Here is a 25,216-nt window from a genome sequence, read left to right on the forward strand (position 1 = left end):
CCTTTCGAGAGCCGCCATGGCGTCCCCTCCAGGCCATGGCGGCTTTTTCATGCGAAAAATACAACCATTGAACGTGAAAAACTCGACTGAAGTTGCTGATTTCAGAGGCCTCCACCTAAATAATTGCCGATTGTCTTGACCTTGAATTATCGGCATATTTGCAATCATGGGATTTAATCGGATGGACTCCGCCGCCTACCTCGCCAGTCAGATGGCAAAGGGATTCGCTCGCTCGCTACAACAACGCGCGGCGAAGCTCGGCTTTTCCCCCGGTCAGTTTCCAATCCTGCTGGAATTGTGGTCCGAGGATGGGCTCACGCAAAAGCAGCTGCTCCAAAGGGTCGATATCGAACAGGCGACAATGGCCAATACGCTGTCGCGCATGGAACGGGACGGGCTGGTGGAGCGCCGCCCGCACCCTTCGGACAAGCGGGCGCAACTGGTCTTCCTGACGAACAAGGCCGCAGCCATGCAGGCGGAAGCGATCGAAGCCGCCATGGCCGCGGACACGGATCTCCTCAAAGACTTTCGTCAATTCGAGCGCGAACTGCTGCTGGAATATATCCGGCGTGTGCTGGAGAATGCCAGGCAGCTCTAGGGTAACTCGACGGAAGAACGCAGCGGTTTTCTATCATGAATAGTATTCAGAGAATGCACATGTAAAAGGTGCAATGGCCCTAGCCTCGTCCGACCACCTTTTCCAGCACAGCTTGATGTTGGCTAGGCCCAACATCCGGCTTGCCGAAGAATATTCCCTGAAGCTGAGCGCAGCCTTCCTCGATGACGATGCGACGCTGGGTTTCCGTTTCCACGCCTTCCGTGACGACAGGCATGTTCAGGCTGTGGCCGAGGCCGATGATGGCGCGGACGATTGAGCGTGCTGCCGGATCGTGTTCGAGGGCGCCGGTGAAGCTGCGGTCGACCTTGATCTTGTCGAAGGGGAAGGCGCGCAGATTGCTGAGCGAGGAAAAGCCGGTGCCGAAATCATCCATGACCACGCGCACACCGAGGCGATGCAGCCGCTGCAGGGTCGCGATGACAGCCGTGCGCTCACGCATCAGGGCAGCCTCTGTGATCTCCAGTTCGAGGCGCTGCGGATCGAGGCCGGTTTTGCGCAGGATCCGTTCGATCTGGTCGTACAGGGTCGGGATCATGAATTGCAGTGGCGAGAGATTGACCGCGACATTCGCGGGCTCGCTCCAGCGCGTCGCCTCCTGGCACGCCTGCTGCAGCACCCACTCGCCGATCGCGACAATCGATCCGCTTTCCTCGGCAATGGGAATAAACGTCTCCGGTTCGATCACGCCGCGATCCGGATGCGCCCAGCGCAACAGCGCCTCATAGCCGCTGACGCTGTCGCTGCCGACGTCGTAGATCGGCTGATATTCCAGAAAGAGCTGCCGGCGGAGAATGGCCTGGCGCAGATCGTTCTCTAGCTGACGGCGCGTGCGCACGGCCTTGTCCATTTCCGCATCGAAGAAACAGGCGTGGCCACGGCCTGCATGCTTGGCGCGATAAAGCGCCATATCCGCATTGGCGTAAAGCTGCTCGGCGCTCGTGCCGTCACGCGGATAGATGGCTATGCCGATGCTGACGCCGACGGCCGTCGGATCGCGCGCCGTATCCATTTCCATGCCGAATTCGGCCAGGATGCGCTCGGCGAGGCGGGTTGCTCCTTCGGGCTGCCGGCGCTTCGGCTGGATGATGGCGAATTCGTCGCCGCCAAGCCTTGCTACCGTATCGCCATCCTCGATCGCGCGCTGCAGGATGCCGGCGACCTTGCAGAGGATACGGTCTCCTTCAGCGTGACCGAAGACGTCATTGATCGCCTTGAAGCGGTCGAGATCCAGGCAGAAGATCGCGACCTCGCCACCCCTGCGGTTCACCATCTGCAGTGCCTGGCGCATGCGCTGATCGAACAGCGAGCGATTGGGCAGATCCGTCAATATATCGTGGTGAGCCAGGTGCTCGATCATCTGCTGCGCCTGGCGACGCTCGGTCAGGTCGCGCACGACAAGCACGCTGCATTCGTGGCCGCGATAGGTGATGGAACGCCGCACGGTCTCGACGGGGATCGCCTTGCCATCGCACCCCGACAGCGTCGTTTCCAGGGGAATGGCAGCTTCGGCCTGGATATCCATGTCGATGCTCAGAAAGACATCGGGTGCGATACCAATCACCTGCTGCGCCGACCAGCCGGAAATGGCGAAGAACCGCTCGTTCGCATCAATCACCCGACCGTCACGGACGATGAGCAGCCCTTCCAACGAAGCATTGGCGAAACCCCGGAGGTCGGTCAAATGACGATCGACGAAGATGGCGCCGAGAGCGATGAGGATCAGCCCCATCGCGGCGGCCATGACGATACCGGCAAGGATGCTTCGATCCATGGCGAGGGCAGCACCCGGCATGGTCACTTCGGGCGTCAACGTGACGCCGCTCATCGCGGTGAAATGCAGGGAGCAAATCGCAAGCAGCAGAAGAAAAGCGCCAGCCATGATGCGCCCGAAGCCATGAAGGCTGCGAAACACCAGAAAAGCCAGGGAGGAGAAGACGCCACCGATGACGACTGAAGCGACGACGCGCGATATATCGAAGGAGAGCTCTGCCGAGGCCTCAATGGCCTGCATTCCCGTGAAATGCATGGCGGCTATTCCAAACGCCATCAGCATGCCGCCGACCGCAAAGGAAACGCGATTATCCCATTCGAAGGCAACGGCAATGGCAAGCCATGAGCCGACGATGGCAAGAACCACCGAAAGCACCGTCAGCGAAACGCCATAGGAGATCGGAAGACTGTTCTGATAGGCGAGCATGGCGATGAAATGCGTTGCCCAGATGCCGACACCGCTGGCAAAAGCCGCGGCAACAATCCAATAGCGACGCTGATGCGACTGGCATTCCTGCGCACGCGAAAAAAGGAGCATGGTGGCAAGGCTGCCGATAAGGCAGATGATCGCCGCTACAATAATAAGCCTGAAGTCATGATCGTCACGAATACATGCAATCACTGAAAACATTACGCGTCTCCAGAATACGCTTCTGGATTGACGTTATTTCTAATAATCTAAAAAACTTGTAAACTACATGCGCAACTAATCACATAAGAGCGTGCCTCGATCGAAAGACGCAAGCTACGGTAAATTTTCAGTTTTAACGCCTCGAAACCCGCCGGGCTTTGGTCTATCGTCCATCCAAATCTCATGTAAGGAGTCGGATATGACCGATCTATCGCCCGTTCTCGACCGCGCCGATCAGAACCTCCCTTCCAGCCTCGACAATCTCTTCGAACTGCTGCGCATCAAGTCCATCTCGACCGACCCGGACTACAAGGCAGAATGCCGCAAGGCGGCGGAATGGCTCGTCACCTACTTGAACTCGATCGGCTTCAAGGCTTCCCTGCGCGATACGCCCGGCCATCCGATGGTGGTCGCTCATCACGATGCCGGCAGCGCGGATGCGCCGCATGTGCTGTTCTACGGCCACTACGACGTGCAGCCCGTCGATCCCCTCGAGCTTTGGGAAAGCGACCCATTCGCTCCGGAAATCAAGGACCTGGGCAATGGCCGCAAGGTCCTGACGGGCCGCGGCACGTCCGACGACAAGGGACAGCTGATGACCTTCGTCGAGGCGGTGCGCGCCTATAAGGAAACCAGGGGCGCACTGCCGGTGCGCATCACCATCCTCTTCGAAGGCGAAGAGGAATCCGGCTCGCCCTCGCTCAAGCCCTTCCTCGAAGCCAATGCCGCCGAGCTGAAGGCGGATTTCGCCCTCGTCTGTGATACCGGCATGTGGGATGGTGAAACGCCGTCCATCTCAGCCAGCCTACGCGGCCTCGTCGGCGAGGAGATCATCATCAACGCCGCTGACCGCGACCTGCATTCGGGCATGTTCGGCGGTGCCGCCGCCAATCCGATCCACATCCTCTCCGATATTCTCGCCGGCCTGCATGACGAGACCGGGCGCGTAACGCTCGACGGCTTCTATGACGGCGTCGAGGAAACGCCGGCTAATATCAAGGCCTCCTGGGAAACGCTCGGAATGACGACGGAAAAATTCCTCGGCGAAGTCGGCCTGTCCATTCCCTCGGGGGAAAAGGGCCGTTCAGTGATGGAGCTGATCTGGGCGCGGCCAACCGCGGAAGTCAACGGCATCACCGGCGGCTATACCGGCGCCGGTTTCAAGACCGTGATCGCCGCCAAAGCATCGGCGAAGGTCTCCTTCCGTCTCGTCGGCCGGCAGAACCCGGCGGCAATTCGCGAGAGCTTCCGCGCTTATGTGCGATCGAAGATCCCGGGAGATTGCTCGGTGGAATTCCATGAACACGGCGGCTCGCCGGCTATCCAGCTTTCCTACGATTCTCCGGTACTGAGCAAGGCGAAGACGGCACTTTCCAACGAGTGGCCAAATCCCGCCATCGTTGTCGGCGAAGGCGGCTCGATCCCGATCGTCGGCGATTTCCAGAGGATGCTTAGCATGGAATCGCTGCTCGTCGGATTCGGCCTTTCCGACGATCGCATCCATTCGCCGAACGAGAAATACGAGCTGCGCTCCTATCACAAGGGCATCCGTTCCTGGATCCGCATCCTCGACGCACTCGCCAGCTAAGCCATCTGCGGGTGCGCGCGTCCTTGCGCGACCCGCGACCATCCCCGCCGGATGGCAAGGGATGCCGTCATCCGAAGCGACGGGCCGAGACGGCCGTCGCGCCAATTCATACCGCCGATGAGATAAGACATGGGAATCTGGATCGATACCGATATGGGATTCGATGACATTGCCGCCATCCTGGTGGTCGCGCACTCGGATCTTGTCATCGACGGCGTTTCGCTTGTCAGCGGCAATGCGCCGCTGTCTCATGTCCAGGCCAATGCCGCGAGCGCGGCTGCGGTCTTCAACTGGACGTTTCCGATCCATACCGGACGTGAGCTGCCCGTGCTTTGCAAGCTGGAAACGGCGCAAGGCATTCTAGGCCAGAGCGGCATTCCGACCACAGGCAGAAGCCTGCCGCCGGCGAACCCGCTTCCGGCGAGCGATGCCTTCGACGCACTCAGCAATTGGCTTTCCGACCGCAACGGCCCGAAGCGCATCCTGGCGCTTGGACCGCTTACGAACATCGCAGCGCTGGCGCTGGCACGGCCGGATCTCGCCACCCGCATCGACGAGCTCACCTGGATGGGCGGCGGCGTCACCTCGGGCAACCACACGGCGTCGGCGGAGTTCAACGCCTTTGCCGATCCGGAGGCGCTTGCGATCGTCCTTGCGCATGGTCTGCCATTGCGCATGGTCGATCTCGATATCTGCCGCAAGGTGCTGGCCTGGCCGGAAGATGTTGCCCATATCCGGAAGATAGCCGGAGAAAAGGCACAACTGCTTGCGGACCTGCTGGAAGGCTACATCAACATCGCCATCAGCCGCGGCAGACCGGCCATGGCGATCTACGATCCGACGGCTGCCGCCATTTTCGTCGAACCTGGCATCGCCACCCTTCGGCATGCCCGGATCGATGCGGAACTGCAGGGGCAGCATACGCGCGGGCGCACCGTCGTCGAAACGCGGGCCTCGCATGGGCAATTCAATGCCCATTTCGCGGCGGAAATCGATGCCGAAAGGGCACGCCGGATCATATTCGACGCCTTGCTGCAAGAGGCCAGCCGCTGAAAAGCGACGTAGAAATATCGTATCTCAAATTCTCAAGCTGCGGTGATAGAGGATGTATCCGCAGTGAGGCACGTTGAGACCTGTCTCAGTTCTCTCTCAATTCCTGTACGACCAGTGTCGTCCAGAAGGCCACACCCGAGGCGATCGCCTCGTCGTTGAAATCGTAGGCGGTATTGTGATGCATGGCGCCGTCGACGGCGGGACCGTTGCCGAGCCAGACGTAACAGCCGGGAGCATTCTGACCGAAGAAGGCGAAGTCATCGCCGGCGGTCGATGGCGGAAAGCGGGTCAGCACGTTCTCGCCAAAGGCCGTCGTAGCAGCTTTCAGCGCCCGCGCCGTGGCATCGGCATCGTTGACGACGGGCGGTATGCGGCGCTCGAACTGATAATCGGCGGCAATGTTGAACATGGCTGCAGTCCCATGCGCCAGGCGTCCGATCTCCTCTTCCAGCTGATCGCGGACCTCAGGCGTATAGGCGCGCGCCGTGCCGCCGATCTCGACCGTATCGGGAATGACGTTCAGCGCATTCGGATTGCCCGCCTGCAGCGAGCAGGCACTGACGACGGCCGGCTGCAGCGGATCGACGACGCGCCCGACGATGGTCTGCAGCGAGGATAGGAAGGTTGCTGCCGCCGTGATCGGGTCCTTGCCGAGATGCGGCTTGGCGCCGTGGGTGCCGGTACCGCGGAAGGTGATGCGCCAGCTGTCCGACGAGGCAAGCTGCGGTCCTTCGACGACCGCCATCTCATCGACCGCGAGACCGGGCATATTGTGCAGCCCGTAGACGGCATCGCAGGGGAAGAGATCGAAAAGGCCATCTTCCACCATGCGCCTGGCGCCACCACGACCCTCCTCAGCCGGCTGGAAGATGAAATGCACCGTGCCGGAGAAGCCGCGCTTGGCGGCCAGATGACGGGCGGCACCGAGCAGCATGGTCGTGTGGCCATCATGCCCGCAGGCATGCATCTTGCCGGGAATGGTGGATTTATAGGGGCGATTGCCCTTTTCCGGCATGGCGAGCGCATCCATGTCGGCGCGAAGGCCGATACGGCGCGTGCCATTACCAACCTGCAGCGTACCGACGACGCCGGTCTTGCCGAGACCGCGATGCACGGTCAGCCCTGCTTCCTCCAGCAAGGTGGCGACAATGCCGCTGGTGCGTTCCTCCTCGAAGCCGAGTTCGGGATGGGCATGGAGGTTGCGGCGAAGCGAGGTGAGGAAGGGAAGATCCGGCTCGATCTCATCGGGAAAAGACATGGGAGGTTCCTTCGGCGCGGGACACGATGACGGCGTGTGCCTAAAGCGCACCGCGATCTTTCAGATTCGCTTCTTGCGCTTTAGGACCTTGAATTGACGCATGTCGTTGTCGCAAAACCGCTGCACACTTTTGCGCGACATGCCTTATCTTCCCCAAAGTATCGTCCGCTTCAACCCGAATTAACGCTTAGCTATCGAGCCTGTCGAACACATGTGCTCTTCCGATGACGCTCACCGAAACCATGCTGCCGACTTCGGGCAGGCCGACGCCGGAGCTCTTGATATTCAGCGTCTCCGAGCCGTTGGAGAGCACGACCGTAACAGCGCAGACGGCACCGCCGAACTCGATTTCGGTCACCTTGCCGGTGCAGGCAGCACCTGTACCGGCCTCATCGATCGCCCGGAGGCGTAATTGCTCGGGCCGCAACATGATCTCGGTGCGTCCCTGCCGGTTATCGGCATCGACCGGAATCTGCCCGAGAACACATCTGGCAGCCCCTCTGTCGAGATCGGCGGACAGCACGATGGCATCGCCGAGGAAGAGCGCGGTCTCGCGATCCCTGGGGCTGAGATAGAGCGCCTGCGGCGTGCCGGCCTGTATGAGCCTGCCCTCGCGCAGGACGGCGACCTGATCGGCAAAGGACAAGGCTTCCGCCTGGTCATGCGTCACCAGAACGGCGGTGATGCCGGCAATCTGCAGCACGCGGGCGACGGCCTTGCGCATGTTTTCGCGCAGTCCTGTATCGAGGGCGGAGAAGGGTTCGTCGAGCAGCATCAATCTCGGCTTGCGGCCGAGCGCGCGGGCAAGCGCCACGCGCTGCTGCTGGCCGCCGGAGAGCTGATGCGGCCGGCGATCGAGCATGCCGCGATCGAGCTCGACCATGTCGATGAGGGCATTGATGCGCTGATCGCGGTCGCGCGCACCGCGCTCCATACCGAAACCGATATTCTCCGATACGCTCAGATGCGGGAACAGGGCACCATCCTGCGAGACGATGCCGATGCCACGGCGGTGCGCTGGCACGATGGCTTCGCCATCGGCCAGGGTCTCGCCCTGCAGCACCACTTGGCCCGCATCGGGAACCTCGAAGCCGGCGATGATGCGCAGCAGCGTTGTCTTGCCCGAACCGGACGGGCCGACAATGGCCGTGCGGCTGCCGGCGGCGACCGTGAGGTCGATATTATCGAGCGCATGCACGGGGCCGTAGCGTTTGCTGATATTCTTGATTGCCAGAAAGGTCATTGTCCGGCCGTTCGCTTGGATTGCACGTAAAGGAGAAGGGTGAGCGGCAGCGACAGGACGACCATCATAAAGGCGTAGGGTGCTGCGGAAACATAGTCGATCTCGCTGGTCAGCGACCAGAATTTCGTCGCAAGCGTTTCTGTGCCGTTGGGGGAGAGCATCAGCGTCGCCGTCAGCTCGTTGGTGATGCCAAGTGCGACCAACGCGACGCTGGCGGCAAAACCGGGAGCGGCGAGCCGCATGGTGATCTGCCGAACGGCTTGCGCCGGCGTACGGCCAAGCGCCATGGCGGCGCGTTCGAGCTCGACGGGTGCCTGGGCGATGCTGGCGCGCAGGCCGACCATGGCACGTGGCAGGAACAGCAGCACATAGGCGAGCAGCAAGGTGGCAAAGGTCTGATAGAGCGGCAGGATCAGCCGGACGGTGATCGACACCAGGGCAAGGGCGACGACGACGCCCGGCAGCGAGCCGACATAATAGTGACAGGCTTCGAGAATGCGCTGCAGCCGGCCGGGGGCACGCACCGACAGCCATGCCATGGGGGTCGCCGCGATGGTAGCGAGGAGGCCGCCGGCAATCGCGAGAAGAATGGTCTGCAGCAAGGCGGAACCGACCGTATCGACCCGCCAGACACCCGCACCGCCGAGATAAAGCCAGCGCGCCAGGGTGACGAAGGGAATGCCGAGGGTCAGCGCAGCCGTGACGACGGGCAGCGTGACCGCGGGAACGACGAACCAGCCGAGACGGCGCCGATCGGCCGGCCGCGCTGCACCCGAGCCGATGCGAGCATAGCGTTCGTTGCCGCGCGCCAGCACCTCGATGCCGAGCAGCAGCAGGCAGCAGAAGACGAGGACGCCGCCGAGCATATTGGCGGCCGGGCTGTTATAGGCGGATTGAAACTGGTCGACGATCGCCGTCGAGAAGGTGTCGAAGCGGATCATCACGTAGAGACCGTATTCCGCCAGGAGATGCAGGCCGATCAGCAGCGAGCCGCCGCAGATGGCGAGACGAAGCTGCGGCAGGATTGCCCGGAAGAAGACACGCCAGGGACCGAGGCCGAGCGAGGCGGCGGCATCCTCGATCGCCGGATCGAGCCGGCGCAGGGCGGCCGCGACCGGCAGGTAGAGGAAGGGAAAATAGGCGAGCACCGAGACCAGTACACCACTCCAGAGCCCGCGCATGCTCGGCACGAGGCTGACCCAGGCATAGCTGTGCACGAAAGCGGGCACGGCAAGAGGTGCCGCCGCAAGCCAGGACCAGAGGCGCGCTCCCGGAATATCGGTACGTTCCGTCAACCAGGCGAGCGTGACCGCCAGCAGGATGGAAAGCGGGATAGTGCAGACTTCCAGCAAGACGGTATTGACGAGCAGCTCGCCGACTCGGTTGCGGAAGATGAGCGCTGCGACTTCGGCCCAGCCGGTGTCGATCGTGATCCAGACGATGAAGCCGAGCGGCACCAGGCTTAAAAGCGCGACGACGGAAGCAAGGGCGACGACGGAGGCATGCCGGACGCGGCAGCGGGGGGCAGCCGTCAACGGGGGCATTCGCATGGCGGCAGGCTCGCCGGCATATGTGTTTTTCTGCAGCAAATCCGAGCTGCCTTTCACGCCCTGAAATAGGAAGGCAACCGCCGTTGACGGCGATTGCCCGATCGGTCGGCCTTAAAAGGCCATCCCATGCCCCTAGCAGGGCATGCGACTGCGATGCAAGAGCAAAGCCCGGCCGAACGCGCGCGAAAGGCGCTGCGGGGCGGGCTTTCGCCTTAGATGAGACCAGCTTCCGTCATCAGATCGGTGACCTTCTTGCTGTTCAGCTTCGAAGGCTCGATCTTTGGAGCCTGCAGGTCGGGAATCGGCACCAGCTTGGGATTGGAAGCTTCGCCATTGCCGACGGCATATTCATAGGAATCGCCATCGCGCAGAACGGCCTGACCGCCTTTGCCGGTGATCCACTTCAGGAAAGCCTGCGCTTCCTTCTGATGCTGGCTGGATGCCAGGATACCGCCACCGGAGATGCTGACGAATGCGCCCGGATCCTGGTTCTTGAAATAGTGCAGCGAGACATTCTTGCTGTTTTCGCCTGTCTTGGCCTGATCGCCGAACCAGTAATAGTGATAGATGACAGCGCCTTCGATCTCGCCGGCATTGACGGCCTTCATTGCGACGCTGTTGCCCTTGTAGAAGCTGGCATTTTCCTTCATCGCCTTCAGCCAGGCGCGGGTCGCGTCTTCACCCTTCAGCTCCAGAAGCGCGCTGACGATCGCCTGGAAGTCGGCGCCGGCGGGCGAAGCGCCCCAACGGCCCTTCCACTTGGGATCGGCGAGATCGAGGAGCGATTTCGGCAGATCGGCTTCCTTCAGCTTGGTCTTGTCATAGGCGAAAACGGTGGAACGGGCGGCGACGCCGACCCAGTTGCCATCGGCAGCCTTGAAGGTTTCCGGCACCTGGGCGAGCGTGGCGGCATCGATGGGAGCGAAGAGCTTGTTGGCATCGACCAGCGTCATGCCCGGGGAATTTTCCGTCAGATAGACGTCGGCGGGAGAGGCAGCACCTTCCTGGACGATCTGGTTGGCGAACTGCATGTCGCTACCGTTGCGGATCGTAACCTTGATGCCGGTTTCCTTGGTGAAGCCATCCGCCCAGGCCTGCGTCAGCGCTTCATGTTGAGCGTTGTAGACGACAATGCCTTCGGAATCGGCGGCATTCGCCATCATCGGAGCAACCGCAAGGCCGGCGGCAAGCGCCAGCGCACTGGTGAGATGAGAAAAGGAAAAAGTCATTAAGTCCTCTCGCTTGGAAAGCGCTGCTCCCAGGCAGCAATGCGGTAGCCTATATTTTTCCTGAGAGTCTTTTTCAAGTTTGCACTCGGGTCGCTTTATCACAAAAGTTTGAAATCAGAGTCAAGATTTCGCCGCTATCTCGGCTGCGAGGTCGAGCCAGGCACGACCGGCATGGGACAGATATCCGCCGCGCCGCCAGATCCAGGCCATGTTCCACTCCATGCCAGGTTCGACGACGAGCGCATGGGCGATGCTAGAACGCTGGCGCTGTTCGGCGATCAGCCGTGGCAGGAAGCCCACACCGAGGCCCGCGGCAACCAGTTCGACAATGAAATTGATCTGGCTTGAGCGCGCCGCAATATCAGGCGCAAAGCCAGCCGCGCGGCAGGCGTCGAGAATGATGCCATTCAGCGCGAAGCCGGTTTCGAAGAGGAGAAAGGGGTAGTCCTTGAGCGCTGCCAGGGGCACCGTTTGCTGCCCGGCGAGAGGATGCGCCGATGGTAGGAGGACATGCATCGGCTCGCAGCGCACGGTCTGCCACTCGAAGACATCGGGCATCGGCAGCAGCGAGGCGCCGAGATCGACCTCGTCGGCCAGCACCATTTCCTCGAGCCGCTTGGCGCCTTGCTCCACCAATCTGATCTCGATACCAGGATAGCGGTTGCGGAAGACGGCGAACACCGGAGCGAAGAGGGCATCGTTGCCGATCGGTGGCAAACCAAGCCGCAGGGCGCCGCGCGCGAGCCCACGAAGCTCCGACAATTCCGCCAGAAGATCGTCACGCCCGGCAAGGATCGCAATTGCCCGACGATAGACCACCTCACCAGCATCGGTCAGGGTCGCGCGATGGCCGATGCGGTTGAGCAGCGGCAGGCCAAGCTCGTCCTCCAGCTGGCGCACGGCCTTGCTGACGGCCGATTGCGTGGTGAACACCACCTTGGCGGCTTCCGAAAAGCCGCCCTGGCGCACCACTTCGACGAAGGCTTTCAGTGCCCGAAGCTCCATAAGTATTCCTTACAGGACTTGATTTCATGAAATCAATTCATTTTCCTCATGAAATGGAAGCGCCTATTGTCAGATCGAGAGATTTTCCCGAGCCTTCCATGCGTATCGACCCAAAGAACCATCCAAAATTGAGCTGCCTCGCTCAGATCCTGCTGCTGCTTGCCTTCTGGCAGGCGGGCGAAGCCATTGCCCACCTGGCACATCTGCCGATACCCGGCGCCATCGTCGGCATGCTGCTGGTACTGGTACTCTTTTCGAGCGGCAAGGTGAAGCTGGCGAGCATGAAGCGTGGCGCGGAGTGGTTTCTCGCCGAAATGCTCTTGTTCTTCGTGCCGGCAGTGCTGGCTTTGCTCGATCATGGCGAATTCATCGGTCTCATCGGGCTGAAAGTGCTTGCGGTGATCTTCACCGGCACCATTATCGTCATGGGTGTCACCGCGATAGCGATCGATTTCGGCTACCGCCTGATGATGCGCCAGAGAGCACCCCGCCATGTCCAGCATTGAAAGTCTCGCAGCCGGCCTATTCTGGCCGCTGGCGACGATCGGACTTTATTATCTTTCCAAGATGCTCTATCGGCGTCGGCCTTCGCTCTTGTTGTCGCCGCTGGTGGCGGCACCTGCTATCTTGATTGTGCTCGCACTGGCACTGCACGCGAATTACCAGGATTATATGCATGACAGCCGCTGGCTGCTTGCGCTGCTCGGACCGGCGACAGTGGCTTTTGCAGTGCCGATCTACGAACAGCGAGGCCTCATCAAGCGCTATTGGCCTGTCCTGCTGTTCGGCGTGACGATCGGCAGCACGACCGCCATGATCTCGGCCTGGGGATTTGCGAGCCTTCTCGGTCTCGACGAAAGCCTGCGGCTCAGCCTGATGCCGCGCTCGATCAGCACGCCCTTCGCCATGGTGGTTTCCAATGATATCGGCGGCGTGCCCAACCTGACCGCCGTCTTCGTCGTTATTACCGGCCTATTCGGCGCCGTTATCGGCCAGATGCTGCTGCAGCTGCTGCCGCTCAGATCAGGTATGGCCCGCGGTGCGCTTTACGGCATGGGGGCACATGGCATCGGAGTGGCCAAGGCGCATGAGATCGGCCGCGAGGAAGGATCGATCGCCGGTCTCGTCATGGTGCTGGTGGGATTGACCAACGTGCTGGCGGCACCGTTGATCGCCTGGCTGATGCACTCGTCCTGAACGGAAAAAGCCGCGGCACATGCATGCCGCGGCCCTTTCGCATTCGAAAATCCGCCTCAGTTGTCCCGCGTCTCCAGCGTCTTGCTGAAGAAGATCGCGACCAGCGTGCAGACGACGCCGGAGAGCAGATAGAGGCTCGTATAGACCAGGCCGAACTGGCTGGAGAGGGCAAGCGCCACGAAGGGCGCGAAACCGGCACCGATCAGCCAGGACAGATCCGACACCAGGGCCGAGCCGCTGTAGCGATAGTTTTGGCTGAAGCGGGAGGCGCTGGCGCCTGCCGCCTGACCGAAGGAGAGGCCGAGCAGCGTGAAGCCGAGAACCACGTAGATGTGGCGGCCAGTCGCGCCGCCATCAAGCAGCCAGGGTGCCACGAAGGCGAAGCAGGCGATCAGCACGGCGCCGATGGCTAGCTGATTGCGGCGGCCGATCCGGTCGGCGAGCATACCGGAACAGATGATGGCGAGAATGCCGCAGATCGCGCCGAGGAACTCCACCAGCAGGAACGAACCGGGAGTCTGCTCGCTGTAAAGCGTCACCCAGCCGAGGGGGAAGACGGTCACAAGGTGGAAGGTCGCAAAGCTTGCCAGGGGCACGAAGGCGCCGATCAGGACATCGCGGCCATGCACGCGCAGCAGCTCCGTCATCTTCACGGGCTCCAGCTCATGACGCTCCAAGAGCGTGCCGAACTCCTCGGTGGCGACCAGGCGCAGGCGGGCAAAGAGCGCCACGACGTTGACGGCGAAGGCGCAGAAGAAGGGATAGCGCCAGCCCCAATCCAGGAAGTCCGCGGTCGTGAGGCTCGTGACGAAATAGGCAAACAGAGCGCTTGCAAGCATGAAGCCGATCGGGGCGCCGAGCTGCGGGATCATCGCATACCAGCCACGATGGTTCGTCGGTGCGTTAAGCGCCAGGAGCGAAGCCAAGCCGTCCCATGCACCACCAAGTGCAAGACCCTGACCGATCCGGAAAATGGCAAGCAGGATGATTGCATAGACACCGACTTCCGAATAGCCGGGCAGGAAGCTCATCGCGGCCGTCGAGCCGCCAAGCAGGAACAGCGCGATCGTAAGTTTCACCCCGCGCCCGTAGCGCCGGTCGATCGCCATGAAGATGAACGAACCGATCGGACGGGCGATGAAGGCCAGCGCGAAGACCAGGAAGGAAAGCATCGTGCCATGGAGCGGGTCGGCGAAGGGGAAGATGAGCTTCGGGAAGACCAGCACAGATGCAATGGCATAGACGAAGAAATCGAAGAATTCCGATGTGCGACCAATAATCACGCCGATGGCGATGTTGCCGGGGGCGACCGAGCCCCCCGCATGCATGCTGCGGGCATCGCTCTCCAGAGTTGAAGATGTGGGGTTCAGTGATTCATGCGTTACGCTGACCATGCGCGGGAGCCTCCCTCTCCGAGCACGAATTCCTCCACGAATTCGCGCGTAATGAAAATGTCGATCAAACGTGCGAACATATCAAGTATCCAGCATGAAATAATTCGCAAATTAGCAATCAGTCGAGCCATTATCTGCCTTTGGCGCCGCGTTCCGGTCGAAGAAAAACCGCCGGTGATGGCCATTTGTTCCGATCCAGGTATATTAGCGCCGGCAAAAGCGAATTGCTTGATAGAAAACCTTCTGGATTTCTGAGGGTTTTCCCGATACGTGGGACAGCATTCCATACCGCAATGCACTCAAGCTTGCTGCGGTGCGACGAAACACCTCATATCGTTCATGACCGCCGTCCTTTAGTCGCGGTAGGGTCGAAACAAAAAGAGCTTTAAGACGTGCCAAGACTATCGAAGATTTTCAGCCGTTTATCCGTCATCCCTTTGTTTTTGCTGCTCTCAGGTTGCAATCTGGTGGTGATGGCTCCCTCCGGCGATATCGCCATGCAGCAGCGAGACCTCATCATCGTCTCGGTCGTGCTGATGCTGATCATCATCATCCCGGTGATCTTCCTGACGCTGTTCTTTGCCTGGAGATACCGCCAGTCGAACAACGAAGCGACCTACGAGCCGGAGTGGCATCATTCGACACGTCTGGAGCTGGTCATCTGGTCCGCTCCGCTTGCCATCATCATCGCGCTCGGCGCGGTGACCTGGATCAGCACCCATCAGCTCGACCCCTACCGCCCGCTCGACCGCATCGCCGCTGACAAGCCGCTCAGCGCCGACGTGAAGCCGCTGACGGTCGAAGTGGTCGCGCTCGACTGGAAATGGCTCTTCTTCTATCCGGAATACGGTATCGCCACCGTCAACGAGATGGCAGCTCCCGTTGACCGCCCGATCAACTTCAAGATCACGGCCTCCTCGGTGATGAACTCCTTCTTCATCCCGGCGCTGGCAGGCCAGATTTACGCCATGCCGGGCATGGAGACGAAGCTCCACGCCGTCATCAACCATCCCGGCGAATTCCAGGGCCTGTCGGCCAACTATAGCGGCGCCGGCTTCTCGAACATGCGCTTCAAGTTCCACGGTTTGGATCAGGCCGGTTTCGACCAGTGGGTCCAGAAGGCCAAGAGCCAGGGCACGGCGCTCGGCCGCAATGAATACCTGACGCTTGCCAAGCCGAGCGAACGTAACCCGGTGCAGTACTTCAACGCCGTCGACGATGGTCTTTACAATGCCATCCTCAATATGTGCGCCGATCCGAGCAAGATGTGCATGAGCGAAATGATGCATATCGACGCCAAGGGCGGCGGCGGCAAGGAAAGCCACGAAAACCGCGAGCGCCTGATCTATGACAATCGCGATGGCGCCTCGGCCGAGGTCACGCCGGTCAAGGCTGACGGCGGCCACACCATGCAGCATGGCGACAACTCCATGCCGGGCATGGATATGGGCAACGGCTCTTCTTCCGATTCGTCGACCGGTTCGGCGCAGCATCAGGGTCATTGATCCGGTGCGCTCAATAACAAGACATTCATAAGGGACAGAGGCAATCCATGTTTTCCAACCCGGACCTCTATAAATTCATCTTCGGTCGGCTGACGCTCGATTCGATCCCGTATCACGAACCGATCCTCGTCGTGACCTTCATCGGCGTCGCCATCGGCGGCATCGCGGTTCTCGGCCTGCTGACCTATTTCCGCCTCTGGGGCTATCTCTGGAAGGAATGGTTCACCAGCATCGACCACAAGAAGATCGGCATCATGTATGTCGTGCTGGCGCTGATCATGCTGCTGCGCGGCTTTTCCGACGCGCTGCTGATGCGCCTGCAGCAGGCGATCGCCTTCAACGGATCCGAGGGCTACCTGCCGCCGCATCACTACGACCAGATCTTCACCGCCCACGGCGTCATCATGATCTTCTTCGTGGCGATGCCCTTCGTCACCGGTCTGATGAACCTCGTCGTGCCGCTGCAGATCGGCGCCCGCGACGTTTCCTTCCCGTTCCTCAACAACTTCTCGTTCTGGATGACGACGGCAGGCGCGATCGTCATCATGATTTCGCTTTTCATCGGTGAATTCGCGAAAACCGGCTGGCTGGCTTACCCGCCGCTTTCCGGCATCGCTTATAGTCCAGACGTCGGGGTCGATTATTACATCTGGGGCCTGCAGGTCGCGGGTATCGGAACGACGCTTTCGGGCATCAATCTGATCGCCACCATCGTCAAGATGCGCGCCCCGGGCATGACCTTCATGAAGATGCCCGTCTTCACCTGGACGTCGCTCTGCACCAACATCCTGATCGTAGCCAGCTTCCCGATCCTGACGGCGACGCTCGCTCTGCTGACCCTCGACCGTTACGCCGGCACGAACTTCTTCACGAACGACCTCGGCGGCAATCCGATGATGTATGTCAACCTCATCTGGATCTGGGGCCACCCGGAAGTCTACATCCTGATCCTGCCGGCCTTCGGCGTCTTCTCGGAAGTCGTCGCAACCTTCTGCGGCAAGCGCCTCTTCGGCTACGCCTCGATGGTTTACGCCACCTGCGTGATCATGATCCTCTCCTACCTCGTCTGGCTGCACCACTTCTTCACGATGGGCTCGGGCGCCAGCGTGAACTCCTTCTTCGGCATCACGACGATGATCATCTCGATCCCGACGGGTGCAAAGCTCTTCAACTGGCTGTTCACGATGTACCACGGCCGTATCCGCTACGAGCCACCGATGCTGTGGACCGTCGGCTTCATGGTGACCTTCACCATCGGCGGCATGACCGGCGTCATGCTCGCGGTTCCGCCGGCCGATTTCGTGCTGCACAACTCGCTGTTCCTGATCGCCCACTTCCATAACGTGATCATCGGCGGCGTGCTCTTCGGCATGTTCGCAGGCGTCAACTACTGGTTCCCGAAGGCCTTCGGCTTCAAGCTCGACCCCTTCTGGGGCAAGATGAGCTTCTGGTTCTGGCAGATCGGCTTCTGGTTCGCCTTCATGCCGCTCTACATCCTCGGCCTGATGGGCGTTACGCGCCGCGTCAGCCAGTTCGACGATCCGTCGCTGCAGATCTGGTTCATCATCGCGGCCTTCGGCGCCGGTCTCATCGCCATCGGTATCGCCTGCTTCCTCATCCAGCTGGCCGTCAGCTTCATGAAGCGCGAAGAGCTTCGCGATCATACGGGCGATCCCTGGGGCGGCCGCACGCTGGAATGGTCCACCTCGTCGCCGCCGCCGGCCTACAACTTCGCCTTCACGCCCATCGTCTACGATCACGACGCGTGGTGGGACATGAAGAATCGCGGCTATGTCAGGCCGACCGAAGGCTTCATTCCGATCCACATGCCGAAGAATACCGGCACGGGCATCATCCTCGGCGTTCTCTCCATCGGCTTCGCATTCGGGATGATCTGGTACATGTGGTGGCTCGCCGCCATCACCTTCGTCGCGATGATCGTCATCACGATCGGCCATACCTTCAACTACAAGCGCGACTACCACATCCCCGCCGACGAGGTCGTTAAGACCGAGAACGAGCGTACGAAGCAGCTCGCAGGACAGGTGTAAGACCTATGACGACCCCAACCGCACACGCTCCGAAGGATGGCGAAACACCCGCCTTCTACATGACGGAAGAGCATCATCCGGAAGGCAGCACCATGCTGGGCTTCTGGATCTACATCATGAGCGACTGCCTGATCTTCGCAGTCCTCTTCGCCACCTTCGCCGTGCTCGGCCACAGCTATGCGGCCGGCCCGTCGCCGGCCGACCTCTTCGAGCTGCCGCTCGTCGCCCTCAACACGGCGATGCTGCTCTTCTCCTCCATCACCTATGGCTTCGCCATGCTGGCGATGGAGAAGGACAACAAGTCGGGCACGCTGATGTGGCTAACGATCACCGGCATCTTCGGCGCTCTCTTCATCTTCTTCGAACTCTATGAGTTCTATCACCTGATCCTCGATGGCGCCGGCCCGCAGCGCAGTGCCTTCCTGTCGGCTTTCTTCACGCTGGTCGGTACGCACGGTCTGCACGTCACCACCGGTATCGTCTGGCTGATCACGTTGATGGTGCAGGTTGGCCGCTATGGCCTGATTCCGGAAAACAAGCGCCGCCTGATGTGCCTCTCGATGTTCTGGCACTTCCTCGACGTCGTCTGGATCGGCGTGTTTTCCCTCGTCTACCTCATGGGAGTTCTCGGATGAGCTCGAACACAAACCATTCGCATCATTCCGGCGACGCCCACGGCCACGATCACCACGGCGGCCACGAGGCATCACACGGCACCTTCAAAAGCTACATGACGGGGTTCATCCTCTCCGTCATCCTGACCGCCATTCCCTTCTGGCTGGTCATGGGCAAGGTCATCTCCGATCCGGCCGTCACCGGAGCGATCGTCATGATCCTCGGCGCGATCCAGATCGTCGTGCACATGATCTACTTCCTGCACATGAACACCCGCTCGGAAGGCGGCTGGAACATGATGGCGCTGATCTTTACGATCGTGATCGTCATCATCGCACTGTCCGGCTCGCTCTGGGTCATGCATCACCTCAACGCGAACATGATGCCCATGTCGCCCGAGATGATGCGCAACATGCCATAAAACCGAGCGGCGGGCCTTCAGTCGAAGGCCTGCCGTCTTTCCGGCGCGAGAATTCCGCCGAATGCTGCGCAGTGCGTGCCTGAACATGCCAATAGCCGCAGCCGAATATTCCCGACGACGCATGATCTTCAGCGAAGAGAATCGAACCTCCCGAAATCATGCGGCGGCGCCTCCCCGGAGATCAGCGCCATGACCGATATTTCCTCGAACACGTCTCAGGGCAAGCCGCGCTCGACGCTTACCCTGGTCATCTGGGTGTCGCTGCTTCTGCTTCTGACGGCCCTCCTCATCGGTCTCGGCACCTGGCAGGTGAAGCGTCTGCAATGGAAGCTGGATCTGATCGCCCGGGTCAATGCACGCGTGCATGCTCCGGCGGTTCCGGCTCCCGGCGCCGCAGAGTGGGCCGACGTCACAGCCGAAAACTCCGAATACAAGCATGTGCAGGCAAGCGGCACTTTCCTCAATGACAGGCAGGTGCAGGTCTATGCCTCGACCGCGCTCGGCGCAGGCTATTGGGTGCTGACGCCGCTGAAGCTTGCAGACGGCACGACCATCATCGTCAACCGCGGCTTCGTTCCCACAGAGAAGCGCAATCCGGCGACGCGCGCAGAAGGCGAAATTTCCGGCGAGACCACGGTTACCGGCCTGCTGCGGATCAGCGAGCCAAAAGGCACGCTGCTGCGTTCGAACGTGCCGGCGGAGGAGCGCTGGTATTCACGCGACGTGACCGCAATCGCCGAGACCCGCGGGCTGCAGAACGTGGCGCCCTACTTCATCGATGCCGACGATGCGAAAAATCCCGGCGGATTGCCCGTGGGCGGACTTACGCAGATCACCTTCCACAACAGCCATCTCGTTTACGCCATCACCTGGTATGGACTGGCCGCCATGACATTAGGGCTGGCCGTCTATCTCGTCTATTTCGAGCGGCAGCGGGCAAAAGCGGCCCGTTGATCGCCACCCTGTGCTTTCCGGTAATGGATTCGGCGATGGTTTGAACAAGAGATGAAGCTGCTGAAGCAGCAGTTTTGAGTTAGCGCTCCTCACGATAGATAGTGTCAAGTAATAGCCTGGAAATATTCAAAATAATGGATTGGTTCCCTATAGTCTTCATTACGTTCAAGGTTCTCGTGTTGGGCACGGGCATGTTCTTCGCCATCAAATGGCATCACGATCAAGGAAAGAAGAAATAACGAAACCAGCGGACCGCAAGCGCCCGCCGAGCACAGGTTGTCACTGCCGCTACGTCCGGGATCGGTGGTTTGTCCAGACAATATCGTGCCATCTTCGCCCATTGGGCGTCAGTCAGAATAAACGATCCATCAAAGGCTTGAACCACATCAAGCCAATGTGAATCCCCACAGATCTTAGATCGTCATCTTCGAGAAGCGAAGCTGCCAGCGCCGGCCGTCGCTCGTCATCTCGACGATCCCGAACGGCTCGACATCAACAGCCCAGAATGCCGCAGGCGGCGCCTGCAGGGCCTGCAGAACGGCAGCGCGAATGACGCTCGCATGGGTGATGACGACGATATGGCCGGCATCCTCGATATGATTTCCCATCCATTCGCCGACGCGTTTCATGACCGACGAGAGGGCTTCGCCGCCATGCGGCGCGACGGACGTGTCCGTCATCCAGAGCGTCAGGGACTCCGCATCCCTTTCATGCAGTTCGGCTAGCGATTGCCCTCGCCAGTCGCCATAATCGCATTCGCGCAAGGCGACATCCGGGATAGCGTCGAGACCGAGAACCGCGGCGGTCTGGCGCGCGCGCAGAGCCGGGCTAGCCCAGACCCGATCGATCGCCCCCAGCCCGAAGGATAAGGATTGAGCCTGCTGCGCCGCCTTCGCCTCCAAGGGTTCGTCATCCGGAAAGCAGCCATTCCGATTGGCTTGCGTTGCCCCATGGCAAATCCAGCTCAAACGCGTTTTCATGAGACTGTTCCAACTCCATCCCCTGCCGCGCTCTTGTCGCGATTTCGCATCGCAGTGGCGCTTGATTGACAATTATATTTGCAGATAGCTATAAACTTGCACTTGCGGGTGTGGAAGCCGGTGGAATCCCGGCGCGGTCGCGCCACTGTAATCGAAGACGGACGAGTTCCGCCTTCCGAGAGCCAGACCCTTCCCGCAAGAACCCTTCCGCAAATGGAACGCGCTTTTCTTAAAGAGGGAAATACAATGTCCGACACCACTTTCGCCCCAACCGCAGTTCCGCAGCCGATTCCGCTCGGCCAAATCCTGCCCTGGGCTATTTTTGCCGGCCTGCTGATGCTGCTCGCGATCTATTTCATCGGTGCAGAGGAAGGCGCGACCTCGCTCATCTCGGGCACGTATGTGCATGAATTCGTGCATGACGCCCGTCACCTGCTCGGCTTCCCCTGCCACTAAGGGGTCAAGCACATGGTTGGACGTCTTTTGCTCCGCGGCATGATCGTCGGGGCCTTTGCCGGTATTCTCGTTTTTGCCTTCGCCCACATCTTCGGCGAACCGCTGGTCGACTGGGCCATCGGCTTTGAAGAAAAGACCGCACAGGCGGCCGGCGAAGCGCCGGAGCCGGAAATCGTCAGCCGCGCCACACAGGCTGGCATCGGCCTTTTCACCGGCAGCGTAATCTTTTCGACCGCAATAGGCGGACTGTTCGCGCTGGTGTTCTCGTTCGTTTACGGCCGCGTCAGCCCCTTGGGTGCACGCGGCACGGCGGCACTGCTCGCCATCGCCGCTTTCGTGGCGATTTCGCTCGTGCCCGACATCAAGTATCCGGCAAATCCGCCGGCCGTCGGCAATCCCGATACGATCGGCGCGAGAACTGAACTGTTCTTCATCATGATCGTTGCCTCCGTCGTCGGCATGATCGTCGCTGTGGGCTTCGGTCGCAGGCTGGCGGCGCGATATGGCTCCTGGAACGGTGCGATCATCGCCGGCATCGGCTACATCGCCTTCATCGCGCTGATCCAATATCTGCTGCCTCCCATCAACGAAGTGCCCGAGCAATTCTCCGCCGTCGTGCTCTGGCGCTTCCGCATCACATCGCTCGGCATGCACGCCATCCTCTGGACGACGCTCGGCCTTGCCTTCGGAGCCTGGGCGGAACGTCAGTTGCCGCAGACACGCTACGGCAATGCGGCACTACGCCGGGCTTAGTGTGGTAAATAGATCGCATCCCGCGCATGGCAACATGCGCGGGAGACGCCTGTATCCAGGTGGCCTCCTGTTTGCAATCTTCTGTCTCATCTTTGCGGGTTGGCCAGCTTCCGTTGCCGCGCATGGCGGCGGCTCCTCCGGCAGCCAGGTCGGCATCCCGATTCCCAATCTCACCCATGGCGAGATGGCTGTAATCGCTCCCTATTACGGGCGTATAGTCTCGCTTGCCGAGAGCATATCGGATACCGACGAAACCTTTCGCCGCCTCCTGAACTTCGCGCAGATCCAGCGCGCCTATTGCTTATGGGGCCTGATGCCGGGCAGCGTCAGCGACGAGGAAAGCCCATTCAACGAATGCTCCCACGCCTACCTCGCTGCAGCGAAGGCAGTGCTGCTGCAGATGCGTGTCACGAGAGGGGAGAAGGCATCGGTCGTCGATCTCGTCTCTGATATCGACGCGGTACTCGTGCGCAACAATCTCTCGCTCGTCCTGTGCAAATTCAGCGGCGAGAACTTCAATACGGCCGATCTCATCCGACCCAAACTTGCCGATATAGCGCTTCATGCGAAAAGCCTTGCTGCAATTTTGTCGGCCGGCCTGCTCGTTCTTGCAGGACTATGGCTCGCAGCGCGCGCGTTACGGCCCCCAACTCAGCCTTAGAGCGGGTCAGCTTCTCAGCAAAATCCGCGAATCGTTCCAGCTCTTTGTTGTCGCGCTTTTCCTAGAATTGCTCTCAGCAAAACACCGCCGCGAAGTGCGGCGGTGTTTCTGATCTTACCAGTAACGCGGGCGATCGCGCCAACGGTCATCGCGCCAACCATCGCGATGATGGCGATGGCCGTGCCAGCCCCATGGCGGCGGCGGTGGCGGCCTGTAGTAACCCCAGCGGCGGGGCGGCGGACCCCAACGATTGGGGCGGCATTCGCCCCAGCGCGTCAGGTGCCAGCCACGACCGCAGGCATAGTCAACTTTCACGATCGGCGCTGAGGCCGCTGTCCCAACGGCTGGGATAGGCATTGCCTCTGCCGAAGATACAACCAGGCTGCCAAACAAGGCAGCAATGGCAATCACGGACGATCTCATTTTGATGGCCCTCTATCCAAGTCCCTTACATCCGGGATTTAACCCCCTGAGGTATGAACGCGGGCTGAACCGAAAAAGGCCATTTGACGGCGAAATCAAGATCAGACCAAACGCCTGACCACGGCCCGAAAAGCATATTGTTGCCGGTATTTGCAGCCAGCCGCAACCTACTCGCGCGTCACGAGAGTTTCATGAAGGAGGCTTACACCAACGATATCAATTGCCATAAAGGAGTTTGGGATGGTCGACCTCGCTTCAAACACTTCGGAGGGTGGCAATGCCAACCATCCAATTCACGGCGCCGGTAGTTCGGCAAAATGGTTTCTGCCGATCTTCGGTGTCGTCGTGCTGGCCGGCCTTGCCTATGTCGGCTATGCCCTTGGCAGCGACCTCGCCGAAGCCGCCGCCGTTCCGTGGATCCTGCTCGGCCTGGCGCTGCTGATCGCGCTCGGCTTCGAATTCGTCAACGGTTTCCACGATACGGCCAATGCTGTGGCAACCGTCATCTATACGCGCTCGCTGCCGGCGGAATTCGCCGTCATCTGGTCGGGCTTCTTCAACTTCCTCGGCGTTCTCACGTCTTCAGGCGCCGTCGCCTTCGGCATCCTGGCGCTGCTGCCGGTCGAACTCATCCTGCAGGTCGGCTCCGGCTCGGGTCTGGCGATGGTCTTCGCCCTGTTGACGGCCGCCATCATCTGGAACCTCGGCACCTGGTATCTCGGCCTGCCGGCATCGAGCTCGCACACGCTCGTCGGCTCGATCATCGGCGTCGGCCTCGCCAACCAGTTCCTGGCGCCCGCCGGCTCTGCCACCAGCGGTGTCGACTGGTCGCAGGCGAGCAGCGTCGGCATGTCGCTGCTTCTGTCGCCGATCATCGGCTTTGCCATGGCTGCAATATTGCTGCTGGTCGCCAAGGTGCTGATCCGCAACAAAGAACTCTATGAAGCCCCGAAGGGCAATACGCCGCCGCCAGCCTGGATCCGCGGCCTGCTGATCTTCACCTGCACCGGTGTCAGCTTCGCCCATGGCTCGAACGACGGCCAGAAGGGCATGGGCCTCATCATGCTCATCCTCATCGGCCTCGTGCCGACGGCTTTCGCGCTGAACCGCACACCCGATGTCAACTATCTCGAAGCTTACAAGGCCGCCTCAATGCAGGTCGAGACCGTGCTTGGCAAGTACGTGAAGCCGGGCGTTGCCGCGCCGGCCGATCCCAAGGCCGCCGTCAGCAGTGCCGTCAAGACCAAGACCTGGACGGACGCGACGACGCCGGCTCTTCAAGCATACATTCATGCCACGAGCGCTGAGGTCGCCGCCTATCCGAGCGTCGAGAAGCTGCCAAACGGGCTTGTCGGTAACGTTCGTAACGATATCTACCTGATCGGTGAATCGCTGAAGCTCATCGACAAGCAGAAGCTGCTGCCGATGAGCGCCGACGACTTGAAAGCCGTGACCAACTATCACGCCGCCGTCGATCACGCGACCAAGTTCATCCCGCTCTGGGTGAAGGTTGCCGTCGCCTTGGCACTCGGCCTCGGCACCATGGTCGGCTGGAAGCGTATCGTCGTCACCGTCGGCGAAAAGATCGGCAAGACGCATTTGACCTATGGCCAGGGTGCTGCCGCCGAAGTCGTCGCCATGCTGACGATCGGTGCTGCCGACCATCTAGGCCTGCCGGTTTCGACCACGCACGTCCTGTCTTCCGGCGTCGCCGGCACCATGGCGGCCAACGGTTCCGGCCTGCAGTGGTCGACCGTGCGCAACATGCTGATGGCCTGGATCCTGACGTTGCCGGCCTCGATCGCATTGGCATTCGTGCTGTTCATCGTGCTGCGCCAGGTCTTCTAATCGTCGCGATAA

24 protein-coding genes are annotated in these 25,216 nt (G+C 60.7%); 14 read left to right on the top strand and 10 right to left on the bottom strand.

The window, feature by feature from the left end; all coding sequences use genetic code 11:
• Positions 1 to 181 precede the first annotated feature (181 nt).
• Positions 182 to 598 carry a MarR family winged helix-turn-helix transcriptional regulator gene (locus PH558_RS29240; RefSeq protein WP_285207976.1) on the top strand — a complete coding sequence of 139 codons (417 nt, stop codon included), beginning with the start codon at positions 182 to 184 and terminating at the stop codon, positions 596 to 598.
• A gap of 79 nt (positions 599 to 677) precedes the next feature.
• Here PH558_RS29240 and PH558_RS29245 read toward each other — a convergent pair whose 3' ends face one another.
• Complete coding sequence (locus tag PH558_RS29245) at positions 678 to 3,020, bottom strand: bifunctional diguanylate cyclase/phosphodiesterase (protein WP_285207977.1); 2,343 nt, start codon at positions 3,018 to 3,020, stop codon at positions 678 to 680.
• Positions 3,021 to 3,219: 199 nt separating this feature from the next.
• Between PH558_RS29245 and PH558_RS29250 the strand changes: the two genes are divergently transcribed.
• Positions 3,220 to 4,608: a M20/M25/M40 family metallo-hydrolase gene (locus PH558_RS29250; protein ID WP_285207978.1), complete on the top strand. Its 1,389-nt coding sequence runs from the start codon at positions 3,220 to 3,222 to the stop codon at positions 4,606 to 4,608.
• Positions 4,609 to 4,737: 129 nt separating this feature from the next.
• The gene (locus PH558_RS29255) at positions 4,738 to 5,661 is read left to right on the top strand and encodes a nucleoside hydrolase (RefSeq protein WP_285207979.1); all 924 of its coding nucleotides are present in this window, start codon (positions 4,738 to 4,740) and stop codon (positions 5,659 to 5,661) included.
• Between the two features lie 85 nt (positions 5,662 to 5,746).
• On the opposite strand, the gene PH558_RS29260 is transcribed toward PH558_RS29255, so the two are convergent.
• The 5 genes from PH558_RS29260 to PH558_RS29280 all read right to left on the bottom strand — a co-directional run bounded on the left by PH558_RS29260 (position 5,747) and on the right by PH558_RS29280 (position 11,946).
• A complete protein-coding gene (locus PH558_RS29260; protein ID WP_285207980.1) occupies positions 5,747 to 6,919 on the bottom strand; it encodes a M20 aminoacylase family protein in 1,173 nt (390 codons plus the stop codon).
• Positions 6,920 to 7,106: 187 nt separating this feature from the next.
• The gene (locus PH558_RS29265) at positions 7,107 to 8,162 is read right to left on the bottom strand and encodes an ABC transporter ATP-binding protein (protein WP_095433556.1); all 1,056 of its coding nucleotides are present in this window, start codon (positions 8,160 to 8,162) and stop codon (positions 7,107 to 7,109) included.
• Positions 8,159 to 9,706 carry an ABC transporter permease gene (locus PH558_RS29270; protein ID WP_285207995.1) on the bottom strand — a complete coding sequence of 516 codons (1,548 nt, stop codon included), beginning with the start codon at positions 9,704 to 9,706 and terminating at the stop codon, positions 8,159 to 8,161. The genes PH558_RS29265 and PH558_RS29270 overlap by 4 nt, the downstream gene beginning before the upstream one ends.
• 218 nt (positions 9,707 to 9,924) lie before the next feature.
• Entirely contained in the window at positions 9,925 to 10,941 is a 1,017-nt protein-coding gene (locus PH558_RS29275) for an iron ABC transporter substrate-binding protein (RefSeq protein WP_285207981.1), read from the bottom strand.
• 120 nt (positions 10,942 to 11,061) lie between these two features.
• Positions 11,062 to 11,946, bottom strand: a complete 885-nt coding sequence (locus PH558_RS29280) for a LysR family transcriptional regulator (protein ID WP_095433553.1) — start codon at positions 11,944 to 11,946, stop codon at positions 11,062 to 11,064.
• Positions 11,947 to 12,044: 98 nt separating this feature from the next.
• Between PH558_RS29280 and PH558_RS29285 the strand changes: the two genes are divergently transcribed.
• Positions 12,045 to 12,452 carry a CidA/LrgA family protein gene (locus PH558_RS29285; protein ID WP_285207982.1) on the top strand — a complete coding sequence of 136 codons (408 nt, stop codon included), beginning with the start codon at positions 12,045 to 12,047 and terminating at the stop codon, positions 12,450 to 12,452.
• Positions 12,439 to 13,143 carry an LrgB family protein gene (locus tag PH558_RS29290; RefSeq protein ID WP_285207983.1) on the top strand — a complete coding sequence of 235 codons (705 nt, stop codon included), beginning with the start codon at positions 12,439 to 12,441 and terminating at the stop codon, positions 13,141 to 13,143. The genes PH558_RS29285 and PH558_RS29290 overlap by 14 nt, the downstream gene beginning before the upstream one ends.
• Before the next feature lie 56 nt (positions 13,144 to 13,199).
• Here the strand turns inward: PH558_RS29290 and PH558_RS29295 are convergent, their stop codons facing one another.
• On the bottom strand, positions 13,200 to 14,537 hold the full coding sequence (locus PH558_RS29295; RefSeq protein ID WP_095433551.1) for an MFS transporter: 1,338 nt from the start codon (positions 14,535 to 14,537) through the stop codon (positions 13,200 to 13,202).
• A gap of 392 nt (positions 14,538 to 14,929) precedes the next feature.
• On the opposite strand from PH558_RS29295, the gene cyoA reads away from it, so the two are divergent.
• From cyoA to PH558_RS29320, 5 genes are all read left to right on the top strand, one after another.
• Positions 14,930 to 16,042, top strand: coding sequence for a ubiquinol oxidase subunit II (cyoA, locus tag PH558_RS29300; RefSeq protein WP_095433550.1), 1,113 nt, complete (start codon positions 14,930 to 14,932; stop codon positions 16,040 to 16,042).
• A gap of 47 nt (positions 16,043 to 16,089) precedes the next feature.
• Positions 16,090 to 18,093 (top strand): cytochrome o ubiquinol oxidase subunit I, encoded by a 2,004-nt coding sequence (gene cyoB / locus PH558_RS29305; protein ID WP_069610896.1) that lies wholly within the window; start codon positions 16,090 to 16,092, stop codon positions 18,091 to 18,093.
• A gap of 5 nt (positions 18,094 to 18,098) precedes the next feature.
• Positions 18,099 to 18,728, top strand: a complete 630-nt coding sequence (gene cyoC, locus PH558_RS29310) for a cytochrome o ubiquinol oxidase subunit III (RefSeq protein WP_095433549.1) — start codon at positions 18,099 to 18,101, stop codon at positions 18,726 to 18,728.
• Positions 18,725 to 19,129: a cytochrome o ubiquinol oxidase subunit IV gene (gene cyoD / locus PH558_RS29315; RefSeq protein WP_113233646.1), complete on the top strand. Its 405-nt coding sequence runs from the start codon at positions 18,725 to 18,727 to the stop codon at positions 19,127 to 19,129. The genes cyoC and cyoD overlap by 4 nt, the downstream gene beginning before the upstream one ends.
• Positions 19,130 to 19,318: 189 nt before the next feature.
• Positions 19,319 to 20,083 carry an SURF1 family protein gene (locus PH558_RS29320; protein ID WP_285207984.1) on the top strand — a complete coding sequence of 255 codons (765 nt, stop codon included), beginning with the start codon at positions 19,319 to 19,321 and terminating at the stop codon, positions 20,081 to 20,083.
• Positions 20,084 to 20,187: 104 nt separating this feature from the next.
• Here PH558_RS29320 and PH558_RS29325 read toward each other — a convergent pair whose 3' ends face one another.
• Positions 20,188 to 20,424, bottom strand: coding sequence for a hypothetical protein (locus tag PH558_RS29325; protein ID WP_285207985.1), 237 nt, complete (start codon positions 20,422 to 20,424; stop codon positions 20,188 to 20,190).
• Positions 20,425 to 20,496: 72 nt separating this feature from the next.
• Positions 20,497 to 21,063 (bottom strand): histidine phosphatase family protein, encoded by a 567-nt coding sequence (locus PH558_RS29330; protein WP_285207986.1) that lies wholly within the window; start codon positions 21,061 to 21,063, stop codon positions 20,497 to 20,499.
• A gap of 246 nt (positions 21,064 to 21,309) precedes the next feature.
• On the opposite strand from PH558_RS29330, the gene PH558_RS29335 reads away from it, so the two are divergent.
• From PH558_RS29335 to PH558_RS29345, 3 genes are read left to right on the top strand one after another with little or no spacing between them, the layout of a single operon-like run.
• Complete coding sequence (locus PH558_RS29335; RefSeq protein ID WP_095433545.1) at positions 21,310 to 21,519, top strand: CbtB domain-containing protein; 210 nt, start codon at positions 21,310 to 21,312, stop codon at positions 21,517 to 21,519.
• A 12-nt stretch (positions 21,520 to 21,531) separates the two neighbouring features.
• Positions 21,532 to 22,272, top strand: a complete 741-nt coding sequence (locus PH558_RS29340) for a CbtA family protein (protein WP_285207987.1) — start codon at positions 21,532 to 21,534, stop codon at positions 22,270 to 22,272.
• 34 nt (positions 22,273 to 22,306) lie between these two features.
• The gene (locus PH558_RS29345) at positions 22,307 to 22,933 is read left to right on the top strand and encodes a hypothetical protein (protein ID WP_285207988.1); all 627 of its coding nucleotides are present in this window, start codon (positions 22,307 to 22,309) and stop codon (positions 22,931 to 22,933) included.
• Between the two features lie 114 nt (positions 22,934 to 23,047).
• Here PH558_RS29345 and PH558_RS29350 read toward each other — a convergent pair whose 3' ends face one another.
• The gene (locus PH558_RS29350; protein WP_095433542.1) at positions 23,048 to 23,356 is read right to left on the bottom strand and encodes a GCG_CRPN prefix-to-repeats domain-containing protein; all 309 of its coding nucleotides are present in this window, start codon (positions 23,354 to 23,356) and stop codon (positions 23,048 to 23,050) included.
• Between the two features lie 240 nt (positions 23,357 to 23,596).
• Between PH558_RS29350 and PH558_RS29355 the strand changes: the two genes are divergently transcribed.
• Positions 23,597 to 25,204: an inorganic phosphate transporter gene (locus PH558_RS29355; protein WP_285207989.1), complete on the top strand. Its 1,608-nt coding sequence runs from the start codon at positions 23,597 to 23,599 to the stop codon at positions 25,202 to 25,204.
• The last annotated feature ends 12 nt before the right edge of the window (positions 25,205 to 25,216 follow it).

Source organism: Rhizobium pantanalense, from assembly GCF_030182525.1.
GTDB lineage: Bacteria > Pseudomonadota > Alphaproteobacteria > Rhizobiales > Rhizobiaceae > Rhizobium.